We start from the raw sequence: 21,017 nt of genomic DNA, 5'->3' as shown, positions 1-21,017 counted from the left end.
AAGCTTTAAAATGTCCGATTTTAAATGCAAATATAAATACAAACTTAACTAAAAAACGATATTGCAACAAACCTAACTTACGAAGCGAGACTGCAATGTTCAATATAAATTCACTATCTTCACTAAGAGAGAGTAATCAATTAGAAGCGAAAGCGGCTTCAAACGGTACGCCGAGAAGTATGTGGGAAACGTATTGTGCTTTTGCTAATACGAATGGTGGAACTATCTTGCTGGGTGTAGGCGAAGATGCGCAGCATAATTTACAGCTTGTTGGCGTAAATAACCCTGAACATATGGTAAAAGATATTTGGGATACGCTAAATAATAAGAATAAAATTAGTTCGAATATTCTTATTGAAGAAAATATTTCTATTGAACAGATGGATGATAACAAATCTATTATTCGCATAACCGTTCCAAGAGCAAATCGTTCTGATAAACCGATTTATATTAATGGAAATCCTATAGGCGGTACGTATCGTCGTAATTTCGAAGGCGACTACAAATGTTCGCAAGAAGAGTATCAAGCGATGGTCAGAGACAATGGTTCGAGCGTAAATTCTATGGATCAATCTCCACTGTTGCAACACAGTGTTGACGATTTTGATATGGAGACTGTGCGCTCTTACCGCAATATGCTAAGTGCAGTGCGTCCTCAACATCCTTGGCTTACGCTTGATGCGGATGAATTTCTTATGAGAATCGGAGCGTTAGCAAAGGACGAGTCGAATAAATTGCATCCTACTCGATCGGGTCTTTTAATGTTTGGTCAGGAGTGGTGCATTATTACGGAATTTCCGTACTATTTTCTCGACTACAGAGAAATTACCAATGCTGATAGTAGGTGGAGTCATAGGATTGTCAGCTCGGATGGTTCGTGGAGTGGAAATCTTTATGATTTTTGGAGTATTGTATGGCAGCGTCTTTCTCGTAAAATTGATGTACCATTTTTGCTTAATTCGCAGTCATTACGAGTTGATGATACTCCGTTACATATGGCAGTTAGAGAAGCCCTTGCAAACACGTTGATTCATGCTGATTATTATATGCGAGGTAACACTGTTATTACATATGATGATGCTGTGAGTACTGATGTTGATGGTTCTTCACAATCTTCTATAGAAACAAATAGCGCAAATGATGGTTTTAAGCTTTCTTTTGCAAACCCGGGTTGCTTACGTATGCCTGTAGAAGTGGCTTTAGCTGGAGGTTTTTCTGATTCTCGGAATCCAGCACTGCTTAAAATGTTCGCGCTGATTTCTGTTGTTGAACGTGCTGGAAGCGGATTTGATGCTATGAGAGCTGGTTGTGATTGGGCTGGAATACGCTATCCAATGTTAAGTGAGTCCTTTAATCCAGACCGTACTACTCTTGAATTTTTTGTAAGCGATAAGAATAACTTTGTATCTGGTTCTTCAAAAAACAAAACTGAACTTAATGCTAATTCATTGAATTTAGTGAACGGTACTTATAATTCAGAACTTACTACAAATTCACTTTCGCAAGATTCTAATAACTCGCATAAACGTATGAGCGTTGACGATTGCTATAAAAAGATTATTGAAGCAGTACATAATCATGGAACAATAAAGCGTGAGCAAGTGCAAAATATTCTTAACGTGGGTAGTACCAAGGCTAAGCAATTGTTATCTGATTTAGTTAGTAGAGGAGATATTTCAGTTTGTGGAAAAGGTCGAGCTACTACCTACGTTTTTAACCGCAGTTAAACAAAAACCGCACATGTGTGAATCAATCGCTTATGCACGAAACTCGCGTGCGCCATCGTAACGTTTTAACCAAATCTCGCTGGCAAACTCTTTCTGGCAAGTAATCGCCGTTACTTTCTCAGTTGGTTAGTCTGCTTGAGCGCTCCAATTGTGGGGAGTTTTCCTCGTGTTTGGAGTGCTGCACAAACAAAAAAAACCGCACATGTGTGAATCAATCCACGAACATGTGCGGTTTATGTTTATTTATTACTGATTAATCAAATCAGGCGTTTACACGATCGATGCCGGACTGCACGTCAGCAATCACGGAATCCCAAGACTTGATGAAGGCGGCAACACCGTCAGCCTCAAGCTTGTCGGTAACGTCCTTGATGTTGATGCCAAGCTCAGCAAGCTTGTTCATAACAGCGTGGCTCTCTTCGTAAGTACCCTTGACGGAAGGAGCGCCGTTGCCGTGATCAGCAAGAGCGTTCAAAGTCTTTTCTGGCATGGTGTTAACAACATGCTCAGCAACCAACTCGTCAACATACTTGCAATCGGAGTAAGCTGCGTTCTTTGTGCCAGTAGAAGCCCAAAGTGGACGCTGCTTCTTAGCACCCTTGGCCTCAAGCTCAGCCCAACGTGGGTCAGCTGCGAACTTCTTCTCGAAGAGTTCGTAAGCCAAGCGAGCGTTAGCAACAGCAGCCTTGCCTTCAAGAGCCTTAGCTTCAGCAGAGCCGTTAGCTTCGAGGAGCTTGTCAACAGCGGTATCAACGCGGGAGACGAAGAAGGAAGCCACGGAACCAATGTGCTTCAAGTCGTGGCCGTTAGCGGCAGCCTGAGCGATACCTTCGATGAAGGCGTCGATAACCTGCTCGTAGCGCTCGAGGGAGAAGATCAAGGTTACGTTCACAGAAATACCCTTAGCAAGGGTAGCGGTGATAGCTGGAAGACCTTCCAAAGTTGCAGGAATCTTGATCATAACGTTTGGACGATCAACCTTTGCCCAAAGCTCTTCAGCCTGCTTCTCAGTGTTAGCAGTATCGTGAGCCAAGCGTGGGTCAACTTCGATGGAGACGCGGCCGTCAACGAAGTCGGTCTTTTCAGCGATCTCGCGGAAGATATCGGTTGCGTTACGAACGTCGGTGGTGGTCAACTCGCGGATAGCGGTTTCAACGTCGACCTTGCCGAGTTCCTTAAGCTGTGCATCGTATGGGCCAACCTGGCTCAAAGCCTTCTGGAAGATGGATGGGTTGGTGGTAACGCCAACAACATTCTTATTAGCAATCAAATCCTGCAAAGAGCCGGACTCAATGCGGGTACGGGACAAATCGTCCAACCAAATAGAAACGCCGGAATCGCTGGTGCGCTGCGTTGCTTCAGTCATGTTATCTCCTTAACACTGTGCTCCACCAATTGGGGCACGTCGGTAGTTTGGCGTTTTTACAAGAAACAGCGGTTGATGTCGAACCAACGGTAGCTCGGCATCAACACGCCGTCGCTGTTTCTTGCGAAGTGTTTCGTCAGCACTTCTAGTTTTGTGACATATCAATTTTATTTTGATACATCAAGCTTTATTTCGCTTATTTACTTAAGCGCGAGCTTCTTCGATAGAAGCCTTAGCAGCTTCTACTACGTGCTCAGCAGTAATGCCCAAGTCGATCATGTTCTGACCGCCGTCACCCTGCAAGCCGTACTGTTCGATAGAAACAGCCTTGCCGCAATCGCCAAGATACTTGTACCAAGGCAATGCCAAGCCAGCTTCGATGGAAACGCGAGCCTTGACGGACTTTGGCAAGATTTCTTCCTTGTACTCTTCGTCCTGTTCTTCGAACCATTCGAGAGATGGCATGGAAAGAACGCGAGCCTTGATGCCTTCAGCTGCCAAAGTCTTGGCGCCAGCAACAGCCCACTGAACTTCGGAACCGGTTGCCATGATGATTACGTCTGGAGTGCCTTCGCAATCAACCAAAACGTAAGCGCCGTGCTTGACGCCTTCGCGAGCCTTTTCAGCAGTCTCAGCGAGGGTTGGAACGCCCTGGCGGGTCAAAATCATGGCAGTTGGGTAGCTGTTCTTCTTCTCGAAGAAGTAACGGTAAGCTTCAGCAGTTTCGTACTCATCTGCAGGGCGTACAACCTCAAGTTGAGGAATAGCGCGGAAAGCAGTCAAGTGTTCGATTGGCTGGTGAGTTGGACCATCTTCGCCCAAAGCTACGGAATCGTGGGTCCAAACGTAGAGGTTTGGAATCTCCATCAAAGCAGCCAAGCGAACTGCTGGGCGCTCGTAGTCAGAGAACTGGAAGAAGGTGCCATTGAATGGGCGAGTGTCAGAACCAAGCAAAATACCGTTGGTAATAGCACCCATTGCGAACTCACGCACACCGAAGTGAAGCTGACGGCCATGCTCGGAAACGTTTGGCCAAGTGCGAGTTGCATCCTCGGATGGACCGAAGGAGTCAGCACCCTTAATGTTGGTGTTGTTGGAGCCGCCCAAATCAGCGGAACCACCCCAAAGTTCTGGCATAACGGCAGCAATTGCGTTAAGAACTGCGCCGGAAGCCTTACGGGTAGCGACCTTAGAACCAACTTCGAAGCCAGCAACCAAGTCGTCAATAGCCTTGTCGAAGCCTTCAGGAAGCTTGCCAGCCTTAATGCGCTCGTAGAGAGCAGCCTTATCTGGGTTGGCGGCAGCCCACTTTGCAAGAGCTTCGTCCCAAGCCTTGTGAGCAGCCAAGCCGCGCTCTGCAACCTTGCGAGCGTGAGCCAAAGCTTCTTCGTCGATTGGGAATTGAACTTCTGGGTCGAAACCGCAAAGTTCCTTCAAGCCCTTCACAGCTTCTTCGCCAAGCTTAGAGCCGTGGGAAGCTTCGTTGTTGGTCTTGCCTGGGGTTGGCCAAGCAATCAAAGTATTAACCTTAATGAAGTGAGGCTTGTCGGTAACTTCCTGAGCCTTTTCAATAGCTGCAGCCAAAGCCTGAACGTCTTCCTTGTAGGAGCCGTCTGGCTGGATGAAGCTAACTTCATCGGTGTACCAACCGTAGGCGCGGTAACGAGCAAGAATATCCTCAGAGAAGGTGAGCTTAGTGTCGCCTTCAATCTGAATATGGTTTGCATCGAAGATTACAGTCAAATTGCCAAGCTTCTGGTTTCCAGCCAAGGAAGCAGCTTCAGAAGAAACGCCTTCCTCAACGTCGCCTTCGCCGCAGATAACCCAAACCTTGTGATCGAATGGGGAAGTGCCGGCTGGAGCTTCTGGATCAAGAAGACCGCGCTCAAAGCGCTGACCATAGGCAAAACCAACAGCAGAGGCAAGACCCTGACCGAGTGGGCCAGTAGTCATTTCGATGCCTGGAGTCAAGCCGTATTCTGGGTGGCCTGGAGTACGCGTGTCTGCACCGCCACGGAAATACTTGAGATCGTCAAGAGTCAAGCCGTATCCAGAGAAGAACAACTGCACGTATTGCGTAAGCGAAGCGTGACCGCCAGAAAGAATAAAACGATCACGGCCAGCCCACTTTGGGTCAGCTGGATCGTGCTTAATGAAATGCTGGTACAATGTGTACGCAATCGGTGCTAATGAAACAGGGGAGCCAGGATGTCCGTGTCCTGCTCGCTCAACAGCATCAGCCGAGAGAACCTTCGCCATCTTTACGGCGCGCTCGTCTAATGCAGACCAGTTGAAATCGGTCATGTGATCTACTTTCCTTCCAATAATCCGGGTTTTTAAGCACAGCTTACGCTGGCTTTTTACCCTCTCATTGCCCTTCAATCCTATCTTTCGCGCGCGACGAATATGTTACAAAGTGTGTCAAAAGTTTGCTTTTATGTTCTGTTGCGTGCTAAGAAATAGACTACTATAGGAATATAGTATTTAGACGTGTTTGTAAGGAGTGGTAATGCAGTCACGACGCATGATGATTTTGCGCGCAGTTGTCGAGGATTATATTCGTTCTCAAGAGCCTGTTGGTTCTGCGGCTCTTGCAAAGCATCATCAGCTTGGTGTGAGTTCAGCTACTATTCGTAACGATATGTCGGCTTTGGAAGAGGAGGGATACCTTGTTCAACCGCACACTTCTGCAGGTCGTATTCCTACTGAAAAAGGCTATCGCTACTTTGTTGACGGTTTGGCTTCTGTTATTCCGCTTTCTGAACCGCAGCGTCGCGCTATACGTAACTTTTTGAGCGGATCTGTCAGTTTACAAGATACTTTGCAACGTTCCGCACGTCTTCTTGCAAGTATTACGGGTCAAGTCGCTCTCGTAGCATCTCCAGCATTGTCTAAGTCAAAAGTAAAAAGAATTGAGATTGTTCAAGTATCGTCTTCTACGCTTTTGGTTGTTGTGATTACAGATGCTGGAGGCGTAGCTCAGCACATGATTCAAGCAACTAATATAAATTCAGATGACTTATTGCATCTAACTAATATGGTTAATGAGTGCTGCATTGGGCTATCCCTTTCATCTGCTTCACAACGCGTTTATGCGCTCGCAAATCACAAAGATTTAGCATCAGCTTTGCAAATTATTAGTCAACTTGCTAATGCTTTAGAAGATATGCATGACGGTGAGCATGCTCACGACTTATACATGGCTGGAGCTTCTCAACTTGCGCATAGACAAAGTATTGTTGATTTTGCTTCACTTTTTGACGCACTCGAAGAACAGGCTGTTATTATGCGACTTATGACTTCTTTAAGTGAGGAAGCAAGCGATTGTGCAAGTGGTGTTAGTGTTGCAATCGGCTCGGAAACGCATACTCCTGGTTTGCTTAACGCTTCTGTTGTAACAAGCGCTTACGGCTACAATGCTGATTCTGACTCTGCTTTTATTGGATCAATTGGTCCTACGCATATGGATTATGCTGCAACGATGACTGCTGTTAAGGCTGTTGCGCGCTACCTTAATTCGTTTATATCCGAAAATTCATAAAAACATGGCTGGTTTATGGCTGGTTATTCGGCTTATGTCTGGCTGTGCCTTATGCAAAAATGATTTTAGAAAAAGGTAAAAGGGGAATTAATTGACTGATTACTACAAAGTTCTAGGCGTTGATCACAATGCTAGCGACGACGAAATTCGCAAAGCCTACCGCAAGATGAGCCGCAAATATCATCCTGATATTGCAGGCGCTGAGTTTGAAGAAAAGTTTAAGGAAGTAAATGCTGCCTATGACGTGCTTTCTAATCCTGAAAAGCGTCGAATGGTAGACATGGGTGTTGATCCTAACGATCCTTCTGCAGGAAGTGCCAGAGCTTCAGGCGCTGGTTTTGCAGACATGGGAATGGGTGACATTTTCAGCCAATTCTTTGGTGGCTCTTTCGGCAATTCGCAAGGACCAATTTCGCGTGTGCAGCCTGGTGACGATGCGTTAGCTGAGGCTCGTATTGATTTGAAAACCGCTATTTTTGGCGGAAACGTTAGCGTACGGTTAACTACTTTTGGTGTTTGTAAGGATTGCTCTGGTTCCGGTTCTGCCGACAATTCCGCTCCAGAACAGTGCTCAGTATGCCACGGTTCCGGCTTCTGTCAAAAAGTTGTTCGCACTATGCTCGGTCAAATGATGTCTTCGATGCCTTGTGAGCATTGCGAAGGTCATGGCACGATTATTAAGAATCTTTGCCAAAACTGCCACGGTCATGGTCGCGTGCGTTCAATTCGTGAAGTTGGCGTGAACGTACCGGCTGGAATTCGTGATGGCAGTCGTTTGCGCTTAGCTTCTCAAGGAAGCGTTGGTGAGTGCGGCGGTCCTGCTGGCGATTTGTACGTTGATATTCATATTCGTGCAGATAAGCAATTTACTCGCAACGAGGATGATTTGCATTGCTGGATTACAGTTCCTATGAGCTGGGCTGTTCTTGGTCGCAGTCTTGAAATCGACACTTTTGATGGTGCTCAGAAAATAACGATTCCTGCAGGTTGCCAAAACGAAGACACTATTACTTTGCCAAATCTTGGTGTAACGAAGCTTCGTTCTAAAGATCGCGGAAATATCGTGGTTCATGTGCTGGTGCAAACGCCTTCTAAGTTGAATGATGAAGAGCGTTCTTTGATTGAAAAATTTGCTAAGTTGCATGATAGTTCTGTGAAGCAAGTGCAGCAACATTCGTTAAGTGAGCAGTCGAGTGAGCGTAAAGGTTTCTTTAGTAAATTAAAGGAAGCTTTTGCCGGCTGATTTTACGGCTTTAATTTACTGCTTTAAACGGATTCAATTTACGGCTTTAATTTACGGCTTTAATTTAAAATAGTGGGGAAATATGGCATTACCAATATTGTTTGCTGGAACTCCGGAAGTTGCGGTTCCGTCTCTTCGCGAGTTAGCTAAAGATAGTGAGCATTTTGATGTTCGCGCTGTTCTTACGCGACCGGACGCTCCGACTGGTCGCGGCAGAAAGCTTGTGCCAAGCCCTGTGAAACAGGCTGCTCTTGAGCTCGGCTTGCCAGTGCTTGAGTCGGATCCTAAAGATGAAAATGTGTTTCTTGAACAGCTTGCGGCAACCGGTGCAAAAGCTGCAGCAGTTGTAGCATACGGTAAGATTTTGCGCCAGAATGTTTTAGACGCGTTGCCACTCGGCTGGTATAATCTTCATTTTTCGCTTCTTCCGCAATGGCGAGGTGCAGCTCCTGTGCAGCGCGCCATTTGGGCTGGGGATGATATTACAGGTGCTACTGTTTTTCGCATTACACGCGGCATGGATTGCGGGCCTATTTTGGCGCAGTTTACTACAAAAATTGAGCCTCACGAAAATTCTGGCGATCTTCTTGCGCGACTTGCAAACGACGGCGCTCCGCTTCTTGCAGCATCTCTTCGTGGCATGGAAACTGGTGAAATTGTGCCGGTTGATCAAGATCAAACTCCTCAAGAAGTTGCGCAAAAAATCACTGTTGAAGATGCTCACATTGATTTTCATGCGCCAGATTTTGCTGTTGACCGTCAAATTCGCGCTTGTACGCCAAATCCAGGTGCGTGGTGCGAACTTCACGCGGACGATGAGAATAACGCAGAGCCGATTACTTTGCATGTTTTGCGCGCAGTTCCTGCAGATGCTAACGATCCGCATGCCCAAGATTTTAATCAGCTTGATCCTGGAAAATTACTTGCTGGTAAGAAGCAAGTTTGGGTCGGTACTTTAAGCGGCGCACTTGAGCTTTTGGAAGTAAAAGCGCAAGGTAAGAAAGCTATGAAAGCGGCAGACTGGGCGCGCGGAGCCAGGCTTTCGGCAGCAGCTTACTGCGCATAAAATTATGAGTATAAACTTTTCTTCGATGTTGCCAACTTTGTCTAAATCCGGACTTTTGGTTATGGATGTTGATGCAACGCTTATTGAGGAAGAAGTTATCGATTTGCTCGGTGCAGAAGCTGGATGCGGAGATGAGCTTTCTGAGATTACAGCGCGAGCAATGCGTGGCGAAATTACTTTCGATACTTCCTTGCGTTCGCGCGTGTGTATGCTTCGCGATTTGAATCTTGACGAGTGCAAAAAGCGTATTATTTCTAAAATTCATGTAACTAAAGGCGCGAATGTTTTAATTGACACGCTTCATACACATGGTTGGAAAGTTGGCGCAGTTTCTGGCGGTTTTCACGAGATTTTGGACGAATTTTTGCCGAGTTTGAATATTGATTTTTGGGCGGCTCACCATTTAGAGTCTATTGACGGAAAGCTTACTGGCAACGTGCTAGGAAATATTGTTAACGCTAATGCAAAAGTTGAAGCGCTTAGAACTTGGGCAACTAATCTTGGAATTGATCGCGAGCAAACTGTTGCCGTGGGGGATGGAGCGAACGATATTTCAATGATTAAATTTGCTGGATTAGGCGTAGCTTTTTGCGCAAAACCAGCAGTTCAGGCGGCCACTCCTTACCGCATTCTTACTCGCGATTTAAGCGCTGTCTTGCGTTTTTTGAATGCGAATTAATCTGTTTTTAAGGTCTCTTGTTTACTGTTGCGCGAGTTTTGGGGGATTTCTTGCATTTATAGAACGAAAAGTTGATGAATGTACATAAGCAATGTAAAATAATGAAGCAATGATTAAAGATTAATGATTAAATTTTTTTGTGAAAGTTCTGTATCTTTTAACCACAGAGCTTAAATGTGTTGGTGAATCTTTCTATTAAGTGAGTAAAATAAAGTTAATTTATAGGAGAGAGAGTGTGCATAAGTACGGGAATTTTATGCATTTAGGGTAGGGAGTGTAAGTTGAATTTACGAGAAGTTGCGCTTGAAGTTGCGCGTATTTTGGAAGATGTTGGTAAACATGCGTATCAGGATCAATTAAGCCCTCAAGATATGACGTCGATTGCGTTGGGTGATCCTAATAAATCTGAATCTGGTTTTGGTGATAAGCTCGTGCGTTTTATTCAAAATCGTTTGACTTATGTGAATCCTTTCCAAGGTTTTTGGCAAACTAGGCCGGAGCAGTGCAATCCGGGAGACCGTTTTTGGTGTGTTGGAAACGTCGACGGCGCTATTAATTTTAATCGCGATATGGCTGAGTGGACTCTTACGGTTTCGCTTTTTGAGTTTAACGATGAAGGCTCCGCTCGTCCGGTTCTTGGCGTTGTGCACGCTCCTGCGTTGGGATTGACTTATTTGGCTGCAAAGGGTCAGGGTGCTATTCGTATTCGTAGGACTCCGCAAGGAGAGAAGCGTGAGAAGATTACGCCTTCCACAACTTCTACTTTGCAAGGATCTGTGGTTTGCTACGGAATGTCTTATATACCTGGTGAATCTAAGCGTGCACTTGGCGTAGTTGCTTCTGTTGAAGAAGGCTGTCCTGCGGATATTAAGCGTATTGGACCTGCGTCGCTCGACTTGTGCAAGGTGGCAGATGGCACTTATGACGCTTATTTTGAGCCTCACTTGCATTATTGGGATATTCCAGCTGTTTCTGCTGGTGCTGTGGTTGTGGAAGAGGCGCAGTGCCAGGTGTGCCAGTGGGATGGAAGCCCTATTCATTGGCGCAAGGAAAATGATGTGGTTGCTTCTAATGGCTTGCTTATTAAAGAGTTAAAGCCGTATCTTAAGTAACTAATAATCTCGTGTGTGTCGTAATTTTTAATAAATATTATGACGTCGTAATATGCAATTCATGTGGGATTTATGCGGTAGTGAAATACAAATTACGAAATTATAGCATAAAACTACTTGCAATGTATGAACATGTGAGTATCATACAACCTGTATGAGTGTCAGTTTGCACATTTTTATGCATATTGAAACGTATTAAGAGAGTATGAAGCGTTGTGTAAATAGCAAATTGGTATGAAACAAAGAAGCGAATGCTAATTTATTGGCTGCCGCATGATTGCATATTACAAATTATGTATAAGCAGAAACATAAAGAAGACACATTATTGAAGTGAGGAATAATGACGAAGAAGATCATGAGTGCAAAGCATCTTGCTGATTTGCAAAAGTCTATGAAAAAATCTAGTAACAGCGTTATTTACGCGCCACTTTCTAAGAGCGTGTGCGCAGCTATGCTCGCAGGTGCTATGGTGATTGGGGGGGGGTATTCGTTTCTACTCCTTTGCCTGCGTATGCTGACGGCTATGTAAGTGGTGATGGTGCTCGCGTTTATTACGGCTACAAAGCTGACGCTGATTACAGTAAAGAGCGTTTGCTGATTAAAGTAACATATTATAAAACTAAGGCTGACGCGCTTAAAGGTGGAAACGATGGTGTTGATCCGCTTGGTAAGTTTGTGCGCGTTGAATATACTTCTAATAATCCTGAGGATGCCAATAAACAACCAGATAAGTGGGCTTTAAGACCAACTTGGTGGTTTGGTGTGCCAAATGGTTTGAAAGCAGATACGATTTCCCAAATCCGCTTGGTAAGGAATGAGCGAGGAACTCAAGAGGCTTCTAGTCCATCTACTCCTGGCGCTAAAAAGTTGAAAAATGCTTCAAGGCAAGGCTATGTTGTAGCAAGTGACCACACGTATAACAGCATAGATCAGTGGAAACACAGTGTTTCACGCGATTATTACTCTGGTAGCGACAAGACCATCGATGGCAAGGGTTGGCAGCGTATGGTCGGTATTGGTGGTAAATCAGGAGATTACGATAATTCTGGTAATACCAGAGATCAGTGGAATATTTACAAGGATGGTAATGCTAACGGTCTTCAAGGTATTTTTGCTGACTGGGAGTCTGCTGGTCAACGCTACTACGAAATGTCGTATGTAGCAGAAATGACAGATGATGCTTGGAAGCAGCGCGATCAGAAGCCGCTATTGTTTGTTGCAGGCATTTACCGCGGTGTTGGTAATTGGCGTTACGTTGCAGGCAGCACGATGCGTGCACCAAAGATTGCGGATCATTTGGAATTGAAATATCCTAAGCCGACGCCTGTAAAGAATCTTGACTCGCTTGATGATAATGAACAGAAAGCAGTAAAAACTGCTATTAATGATGCTAATAAGAGTAACGATAAAGACCATCCAAATCTATTTGATCAGTTGCTAGCAAAAGACGGCATTAGTGTTGACACTAAAGGTAATGCGACTATTACTTTTACAGACGGCACTAAGCGTGTTATGCCGGCTAGCTTATTGGTATTAAAGAACGAAACAGATAAAGACAAGTATAAGCCAACGCTTCCAGCTCGTACGCCTGTAGTGAAGTTGTCGAAGCTCACGTCTGATGAAAAGACTGCGGTAACTCAGGCAATTATTAATGCTAATGGTGGTTCTACGCCTAATGCCTTCTTGCAGAATGTGAAGAAAACTAATAACCAGTATGAAATTCGCGTTCAAGAAGACGGCAGTGCAAAAGTTACTTATGCTGATGGATCAGAGCTTACTATTCCTTCTACAGATTTGGTGTATCAAGGTGCAACTATCGCCGATTGGGCGCCGTATCGCGTTCCAGTTCCTACGGAAGTAGATGACCCATCTAAGTCATTAACTGAAGAGCAAAAGGCTGCTATTGCGTCGGCATTTGATGAAGCAAATAAGAGTTTCCCTGTTTATAAAGATGCTAAAAACCATAACAATAATACGTCTCCTGTAACGTTTGATGACAAAAACAATGCTGTAATTACTTGGGAAGATGGTTCACAAACTACCATTCCTGCTTGGCAGTTCTTGAAGAAGAAGCAGACGCAAGCTCCAACGCCTGAGCAAAAGCAAACTACCAAAGAGTTTACGGTTGATTTGCCACAAACACCTACGGAAGTTGCTTTCGATCCATTTGATACGACTGCAACAATTGATAATAAGCAACTTACCAACCTTGAAGCTTCATTGCAAGCTTTAACAGCTAAGGACGCAAGCGATAGTAATAAGACTGTAACTCTTACTTCTGCAAAGATTGATATTGCAACTGGCACTGTAACTTTTAAAGCTAAAGGATATGAAGATAGAAAGTATCCAATCGGCATCTTCTATAAGAAGCAGTCAACTGGATCTGGTACTCAGAATCCTACGCAAAAAAATGAAGAGACTAAGGATGGATATAAATATAAAATTCCTCATGTCAACATTGCTGGTGATTCTCCAACGTTAGCAGAAGAGCAAGAGGCTCTTAAGCAGTTCATTACGTTGAATTACAACGGTACAGTTCCTAAAATAAACTACGACGGTAGTAGTAGTATTATTACAATTGAGAATTCCAATTTAACTGCAAAAGATCCATCAATGACTCCTTATGGTATTGGGAATGGTCATATTGTAGATGTAATGGTTTCTTCTCATTTGGGAGACATAACAATTAATTATGATTCTACACCTGTAGAGGATGATGATGATACTGATCATAGTATGACCCAACAGATATTTATTGATAGCAAAGATATCTACATCAAGAAGAAGAATAACAATAAAGACAACACTATTGATCAGCTGAAGGCTCTTGCTAAGAATCTTCTGAAGGAAAAGAAAAATCTTACTAAATCTGACTTTACAAGAGCTGGTTTGGATAAAGATAAAATAACTAATGAAGCTATTGATAAGATGAATGATGCTGGAGAGCTTCGTGATCTTATTAAGAAGCTGAGTGAAGCAAAGCATGCTGATCGTACGTACAATTCTATTGGTGAGGTTGTTGTTGATAATCCAGCCACGCCTACTGAAGATGATTTCAAGAAGGCTGTGGAAGCGTTCGTAAAAGCTAACTACGATAAGAGCGACAATTTCCATGCTAATACTGTTACTACAGCTTTGCCTACTGATTTAACTCCAAAGTCTGGCACTATTGATATGGAGATTGCTGACGATAATATTAAGTCAGTTACTTCCAGTAAGACTGGCGATGCCGCTGATTATAAGTCAATGGTATTTAAGGATGCCAAGGGTACTCAGCTTTTCACTGTTGCTATTAGCTACAAGAAGAAGGAAGAAACTCCAAAGCTTAGCGACGATGCTCTTAACGAGATGAAGAAGCAAGCTAAGGAGACTATCGATCATAATCCAAATCTGACTAAGACAGATAAGGATGGTTTTGATAAGCGTATTGATGCAGCAACTACTGCTGAGCAGATTCAAAACATTTTGAAGGAAGCTGCAGAGAAAGCAAATCAGAACTCAACTTCTAATGATCCTAAGATTAAGGGTGAAATAAGCGGCAATCAGAATGGTGCTGACGCTGAGAACCAGCAGAAACTCGATGCTGCTAAAGAAGCTGCTAAGGATATTATCAGCAAGCTTCCTAATTTGAGTGATGATGAAAAGAAGGATCTTAAGGGTAAGGTCGATAAAGCAGCTGACATTAATAGCGTGAATAGCGTTGTTGATGAAGCCAAGAAACTCAGCGAACTTAATGGTGTTAAGAAGGAAATTGAAGAAGCGCATCTTTACTTCCTTGACCATGGTAAGGGTGGAGATGCTGATTCGTCTGATCCAAATCACACTGAAGATGCTGCTTTGAATAAGTTGCTTCATGGAACTCCTACTGAGGATCAAACTCTTACAACTTTGGCTGAGAAGTTGAAAGCAAATCCTGCATCTGCATCTGAGATTCGCGCTGCTCTCGAAGCTGCAAAGCAACAGAACAATAAAAATGAAGCTCAAGCTAAAGATAATGCAAAGTCTGAGCTTGATGACATGAAGCAGAATCTTGATGCAGCATACAATGCATTGACTGATGAGCAGAAGAAAACCGCAACGGAAAAGTATACTGCTGCAACTGCTGCTATTGAAACTGCAAAGACTACAGTTGACTCTGCAACCAAGCCTTCTGAGATTACGGGCGCTCTTAACACAGTGAATACTGCACTTGCGGCAGCTAATACGGCAGTTGAAAATGCCAAGGGTAAGCGCGATACTTCTAGTATCACCAACGATCAAGATTCTGCACTTGCCGAAGAGAAGAAAGCTGCTCATGATCGTGTCAATAAGACTAATCTCTCTCCAGAGGAAAAGAAGCAGTACAATGATGCAATCGATGCTTCAACAAAGCTTGGCGACCCAACTGGTATTGCTAACCGAGCTGAAAAGCATCAAAAGATTGAGGATGCTAAGAAGCAGATTGCTGATCTTAAGTATTTGAACAAGGCTCAGAAACAGTATTATAAGGATCTTCTTGATAGTACTGATGCCTCTGAGCACGTTGGTGAAGATGGAAAGTCTACTGGCAAGGATGATATCGATGATGCTCTTGAACAAGCGTTGAACTTGAACGGTGTGATGAAGCGGTTGGCTGATCTTGCTACGAGTGCAGATACGCTTAAGAAAGACACAAAGTATTCTTCTGCTGATAAAGCTAAGAAGGATGCTTTCGATGCTGCTTTGAATGCTGCAAACACTCAACTGGATAAGGTTGAAGGCGCAGACAGCGACAATATTAACGCTGACGGTGCTAACGCTTTATACAATGATTTGCTTAAAGCTATGCAAGGTCTTGATAGCACTGTTAAGGGTGTTGGTTTATACACTGACGACTTGCAAAAAGAGTACGATGCTGATGTTGCTTTGAAGGAACAGCCTGTATACAAGAATGCAACTAAGAATGTGAAGGAAGCATTCAATAAAGCTTTTGAAGCTGCAAAGTCTGTTCTTGACAATGCAACAAAGAATCCAACTCAGCTTGGTGCTGATGCTGCAGCTCAGCAGAATGCAATCGGTGCTGCTCTTGCTAACTTAGTGAATACTCGCAAGGCTCTTGACGGCATTGATACAACTGCATTGCAGGCTGAAGTCGACAAAGATAAGCCTTTGGAGGATAAGCCTGTATACAAGAATGCTTCTAAAGATAAGAAAAATGCTTTCGACAAGGCACTTGCAGCGGCTGAAGATGCAATTGCGGATGCTGAGGGCAAGAAACAGTTAGCTGCTGGCGAGGATCCAAAGACTCAAGAACAGAAGCAAAAAGCTGTTAATGATGCATTGACTGCATTGCAGAATGCTGCTAAGGATCTTGATGGTAAGGAACAAAAGCCAACCCCGGCTCCTTCTGTTGATAAGAGTGGTTTGAAGGCTCTTGTTGATGTTGCTGGGCAGGTAAAGGATTCTGACGCGTATAAGTATGCTGATGCTAATAAGCAGGGTGCTTATGATAAGGCTATTAGTGATGGCCAAAGCGTGTTAGCTAAGACTGATGCTACGGCTGATGAGGTTGCTAACGCTGTTCATGCTATTAATACTGCTAAGACTGCGTTGGATGGTAAGAAGCCAACTCCAACTCCGACCCCAACTCCATTGCCAAGCCCAAGTCCATTGCCAAGCCCAAGTCCACTGCCAACTCCTGGTTATGGAACAGGCAATGCTGGAGCAGGTAATGCTGGAACTGGAACTGGAACTGGAACTGGAACTGGAACTGGTAATGCTGGTTCTGAAGCTGGTTATGGTGTGAATGATAATGCGCCTACTACTGTGGATAAGGGTGAGTTGAACATTCAGATTCAGGGTGCTGAGTCTGATTCGCAGCCTGGAAATGCTGGTAACGGTAATACTGGTGCTAATACTGGTAATTCTGCCAACGTAGCTGGTAAAGCTGGTGCTGGCGTAAACTCTGGTAATGCAGGTAACGCTGCTAACACCAACGCTGCCAACGCTAACGCTAATAATGCTAATGGCGTAAATTCTGCTGTTGTGAATGCTGCTGTTGAGAATAATCCGGCTGTGAAGCAGGCGGATGCTCAAGTTGCTAAGGCTCAGGCTGTTGTGGATGCTGCTTTGGCTGAGGCTAAGAAGGTTGCTGCTGATCCTAACGCTACTCAGGCTCAGGTTGATGCTGCGGTTCAGAAGCTTTCTGCTGCTCGTAAGGCTTTGGCTGCTGCTAAGGCTCATGCGGCTGATGTTCGTGCTTCTGTGCGTGCTCAGGTGTTGAAGAGTGGTAGTGTTGCTCAGCTTAGTAAGACTGGTAGTGACGTGTCTGTGTTTGGCTTGTTTGCTGCAACTCTTAGTGCTGCTGGTGCTGCGCTTTTCTCGGCTAAGCGTCGTGGTACTTCTCGCCACAGTAATAAGTAGGATATTTGCTAGCTGGTCTGGTTATTGCAGATCAGCTAGTTTTAGAGCTGCTTAATGCTTGCTTAATTGTATTCAGTAAGTTTGCTGAGTATTGGGTTAATTAGCATAATGAAGTTAATGTAAAATGTGCCTCACTTTGCGTCTTTCTTTACTCCGCGAAGTGAGGCATTTTTGTATGCGAATATTTTTATCTAACACGAATTGAAACAGTCTTGAAAATATGGGAGAATTACCACATGACTACAGTTATTATGCATACTTCTGAAGGCGATATAAAAATCAATTTGTTTGACAGTAAAGCGCCTGAAACCGTCAAAAATTTTGTTGGCTTAGCTACCGGTGAGCGCGAGTGGCTTGACCCATTCAGTAGAAAACCTTCGCATGAGCCATTTTACGATGGTTTAACTTTCCACCGCATTATTAAGGACTTCATGATTCAGGGTGGCTGTCCACTCGGCAATGGAACTGGCGGTCCTGGATACGAGTTTGACGATGAAATTGATGCATCTTTGAAGTTTGATAAGCCTTATTTGCTCGCTATGGCAAATGCTGGAAAGCGTCGCGGTCGTGACGGTCGTTTGCATGGCACTAACGGTTCGCAGTTCTTCATTACAACTGTGCCAACTCCATGGCTTGACGGTCACCATACAATTTTCGGCGAAGTTGCTGACGATGAATCGAAGGCGGTTGTCGATAAGCTCGAGGCTGTCGCAACGGATCGATCTGATGCTCCTCTTGAGCCTGTAGGTATTATTTCTATTGAAGTTTTGTGATTAAACGTTATTTGATTTAATACTCTTTAATATTCTTTAATACTACATTTCTCAATTACTAATCCGACATTTTCTATACGCTTATGTACAGAAAAGGTCGGATTTTTGCTGTAATGCGGCAGAAACTTTGCGCGCGTGCAACGAAAAGGTCGGATTAATAGAATCTAAATGCGAATATAAAGAAAGCGAGTCTTATAGCAAGCGTAATAGCTCACTATAAAACTCGCTTTGGTTTATATCAACCTTCTTCTATTGTTATCCGTTGTAAGTATTGTTATTGAAGCACTTGCAATTCAGTTTTTGCTTCTGTACTTCTGCATTTTATGCTTTCACGCTTTGATACAGCGATGAGCCGGATTCTTGGAACTTTTTGCTCATCTCTTTCATACCATCGGCAATTGCCTGACTGCGTGCTTCTTCAACGAGCTGCTCCTGCTGAGCTGCTCCGCCAAAACGCTTACGAATATTTTGCGAAATAGCCATCGAGCAGAACTTTGGTCCGCACATCGAGCAGAAGTGCGCCATTTTTGCCGGTTCTGCAGGAAGCGTTTCGTCGTGGAAGGCGATTGCGGTATCCGGATCGTAGCTTAAGTTGAACTGATCCAACCAACGGAACTCAAAGCGAGCCTTACTGATTGCGTTGTCGCGATCCATAGCATGTGGATGGTGCTTAGCAAGATCAGCTGCGTGGCAAGCAATCTTATACGCAATCACGCCTTGCTTCACGTCATCCTTGTTAGGCAACCCCAAATGCTCCTTAGGAGTCACATAGCAAAGCATTGCAGTGCCGTATCGCGCAATCTCCACGCCACCAATTGCGGAAGTAATGTGGTCATAGCCCGGTGCGGTATCCGTAGTCAAAGGACCAAGCGTATAGAATGGAGCATTCTGGCAAATCGCCTTCTCCATCTCAATATTCATACGCACAGTGTCGAATGGCACGTGACCAGGGCCTTCAATCATCACCTGCACGTCATGCTTCCAAGCGATCTTCGTAAGCTCGCCAAGTGTCATAAGCTCGGAAAGCTGAGCCGCATCGTTAGCATCAGCCAAGCTACCTGGACGCAAACCATCGCCCAAAGAAAATGCAACATCATACTTTGCGAAAATCTCGCATAATTCTTCAAAATGCGTATACAAGAAGCTCTCTTGATGATGCTGCAAGCACCATTCAGCCATAATTGAGCCACCACGAGAAACAATACCGGTTACGCGGTTTGCAGTAAGCGGCACGTAGCGAAGAAGCACGCCAGCGTGAATAGTCATGTAGTCAACGCCCTGCTCGCACTGCTCAATAACAGTGTCGCGGAAAAGCTCCCAGCTGAGCTTAGAAGCATCATCCTCAACTTTTTCCAAAGCCTGATACATTGGAACTGTTCCAATTGGCACAGGGGAGTTGCGCAAAATCCATTCGCGCGTTGTGTGAATATCGTTACCGGTGGAAAGATCCATAACGGTATCCGCACCCCACTTCGTAGCCCACGTAAGCTTTTCTACTTCTTCGTCGATAGATGACGTAACAGCAGAATTACCCATGTTTGCGTTGAGCTTAGTTAAGAAGCGCGAGCCAATAATCATAGGCTCAGCTTCAGGATGGTTAATATTGCAAGGAATTACAGCGCGTCCTGCTGCAATTTCTTCTCGAACTAGCTCTACATCGCAATTTTCGCGCGTTGCAACGTATTGCATTTCCGGAGTAGTAATTCCGTGACGAGCGTACCACATTTGCGTAATCGGATGATCTGCGCCCTTCATTGGCTTATGCGTGCGACCACGCCATTCTTTAGAAGCTTTGCCTCGCTTAATTGCGCGCTTGCCGTCGTCTTGAAGATTGCGCCTGCGACCCTCATATTCCACAACGTCACCGCGGTCGCGAATCCAGTCAAGTCGAAGCGGAGCCAAGCCTTCCTTCGGATCGCACTTTGGACCTTCAGTATTGTAATCCTTAAAAGGCGGGTTAGGACCTACGCCAGGAGTATCCGAAAGCTTAATTTCCGTATAAGGAACTTCCAAATCGTAAGAACCATATTCATACTCAAAATGAACTGGAGTTGTTTTGCGAATATGAGCTTTATCGCGCTGAGTGCAACCACGAGCTGCAATGTCAACTCGCTGTTGTTTAGCTAATTTCGCAGCATCCTTTGCTTCTTTAGCGTTAATAAAAGTTGGTTTCTTTTCTTGAGTTTCTGAAGATTTTGATTCAGAATTTTCTGCAACTATTACTCGCTTAGCGTAGCCGTGCTTTTCTTCGCCTCGCACAGCTTTCCAATGTTCAACAAACTCACGCATAGTTGATTCTGGTGTTTCTGAAGAATACAGTGCTTCAGAAACGAACCATCCTGCAGCCTTAGTGTGAGCGATTGTATCGATATCGTCGAGCGCAGTTCTTCCGCCAACTAGAACTGGGAAATCACTTGCGGAACAAATCGTATTAATTTTCGCTTCGTCCAGCGTTGTGTGGTTTGCTTCCAATTCGTAAGCGGCAGTAGTGCTTTCGCATCCTTCTTCAGGATTGTGCATTGCTGTTACGCAAATGTAATCAATGCATCCATCTGGCAGTTCGTTTATTACTTTAACTAAGCTTTCGGTTTCAACAGATAAGCCGATTACAGCATCTTCGCCAAGAAGTGCGCGAGCCTCTCTAGGCTCCATGTCGCTTTGTGCTAAATGCACTCCGTCAACTTTGATGCTTTGATTGCGAGCTTGCCAAACGACATCAACACGTTCATCGATAACAAAAGTTACAGAATCGCATTTGTTATTGTCTTCGATGATTTGTGCAATATCGCGTGCAATAGTAGTGATTTCTTTAGCGTTTTCATTGTTGCAATGAAGACGAATAAAAGTCGCTCCAGCGCGCAAAGCATCATCGACAATATCTGTAAGTGGACGATTATTACAAGCTTGTGGGTCTGCAATAAAGCAGGCACTTAGATTAAATTGATTACGCATTGATGCGTACGGATAATTCGATGTCATACTAAAATCGTTGCTCCCTACGTTGTATTAACTAACAGGTTCGAAGGGTTAGGCAAATTAATACCATCTCAGCCTTCTTTCGAAAGCACCCCTGCAAAATGTCGAATTACCAGTAAGTTTACACGATTATGTGCATTTAATTGGTGGTG

Annotated in this window: 11 protein-coding genes and 1 riboswitch; of the genes, 8 read left to right on the top strand and 3 right to left on the bottom strand. The window is 44.4% G+C overall.

Annotated elements, in window-relative coordinates:
* Positions 1–95: 95 nt before the first annotated feature.
* On the top strand, positions 96–1,727 hold the full coding sequence (locus DOD25_RS03360; RefSeq protein WP_112928679.1) for an RNA-binding domain-containing protein: 1,632 nt from the start codon (positions 96–98) through the stop codon (positions 1,725–1,727).
* Positions 1,728–1,989: 262 nt separating this feature from the next.
* Here the strand turns inward: DOD25_RS03360 and tal are convergent, their stop codons facing one another.
* Together tal and tkt are read right to left on the bottom strand one after the other, a co-directional pair.
* On the bottom strand, positions 1,990–3,093 hold the full coding sequence (gene tal / locus DOD25_RS03350; RefSeq protein WP_032842482.1) for a transaldolase: 1,104 nt from the start codon (positions 3,091–3,093) through the stop codon (positions 1,990–1,992).
* 204 nt (positions 3,094–3,297) lie between these two features.
* Positions 3,298–5,397, bottom strand: coding sequence for a transketolase (gene tkt, locus DOD25_RS03345; RefSeq protein ID WP_004106357.1), 2,100 nt, complete (start codon positions 5,395–5,397; stop codon positions 3,298–3,300).
* Positions 5,398–5,617: 220 nt separating this feature from the next.
* On the opposite strand from tkt, the gene hrcA reads away from it, so the two are divergent.
* The 7 genes from hrcA to DOD25_RS03310 all read left to right on the top strand — a co-directional run bounded on the left by hrcA (position 5,618) and on the right by DOD25_RS03310 (position 17,889).
* Positions 5,618–6,634 (top strand): heat-inducible transcriptional repressor HrcA, encoded by a 1,017-nt coding sequence (gene hrcA / locus DOD25_RS03340; protein WP_004106356.1) that lies wholly within the window; start codon positions 5,618–5,620, stop codon positions 6,632–6,634.
* A 91-nt stretch (positions 6,635–6,725) separates the two neighbouring features.
* Positions 6,726–7,877 (top strand): molecular chaperone DnaJ, encoded by a 1,152-nt coding sequence (gene dnaJ / locus DOD25_RS03335; protein WP_112928677.1) that lies wholly within the window; start codon positions 6,726–6,728, stop codon positions 7,875–7,877.
* Positions 7,878–7,959: 82 nt separating this feature from the next.
* A complete protein-coding gene (gene fmt, locus DOD25_RS03330; RefSeq protein WP_064340190.1) occupies positions 7,960–8,943 on the top strand; it encodes a methionyl-tRNA formyltransferase in 984 nt (327 codons plus the stop codon).
* A gap of 25 nt (positions 8,944–8,968) precedes the next feature.
* Positions 8,969–9,622, top strand: a complete 654-nt coding sequence (gene serB, locus DOD25_RS03325) for a phosphoserine phosphatase SerB (RefSeq protein ID WP_082851857.1) — start codon at positions 8,969–8,971, stop codon at positions 9,620–9,622.
* 281 nt (positions 9,623–9,903) lie between these two features.
* A complete protein-coding gene (locus DOD25_RS03320; RefSeq protein ID WP_064340188.1) occupies positions 9,904–10,734 on the top strand; it encodes an inositol monophosphatase family protein in 831 nt (276 codons plus the stop codon).
* A 442-nt stretch (positions 10,735–11,176) separates the two neighbouring features.
* Positions 11,177–17,116 carry a GA module-containing protein gene (locus DOD25_RS03315; RefSeq protein ID WP_112928676.1) on the top strand — a complete coding sequence of 1,980 codons (5,940 nt, stop codon included), beginning with the start codon at positions 11,177–11,179 and terminating at the stop codon, positions 17,114–17,116.
* A 236-nt stretch (positions 17,117–17,352) separates the two neighbouring features.
* Positions 17,353–17,889: a peptidylprolyl isomerase gene (locus DOD25_RS03310; RefSeq protein WP_004119077.1), complete on the top strand. Its 537-nt coding sequence runs from the start codon at positions 17,353–17,355 to the stop codon at positions 17,887–17,889.
* A 321-nt stretch (positions 17,890–18,210) separates the two neighbouring features.
* Here the strand turns inward: DOD25_RS03310 and thiC are convergent, their stop codons facing one another.
* On the bottom strand, positions 18,211–20,868 hold the full coding sequence (gene thiC, locus DOD25_RS03305; RefSeq protein ID WP_004119078.1) for a phosphomethylpyrimidine synthase ThiC: 2,658 nt from the start codon (positions 20,866–20,868) through the stop codon (positions 18,211–18,213).
* Positions 20,866–20,971: riboswitch (TPP riboswitch) on the bottom strand. (Overlaps the previous gene by 3 nt.)
* Positions 20,972–21,017 lie beyond the last annotated feature (46 nt).

It is taken from the genome of Gardnerella leopoldii, assembly GCF_003293675.1.
Taxonomy (GTDB): Bacteria; Actinomycetota; Actinomycetes; order Actinomycetales; family Bifidobacteriaceae; genus Bifidobacterium; species Bifidobacterium leopoldii.
Note: the sequence above shows the minus strand (reverse complement) of the source record. Positions and strands in the feature narration are given on the sequence as shown.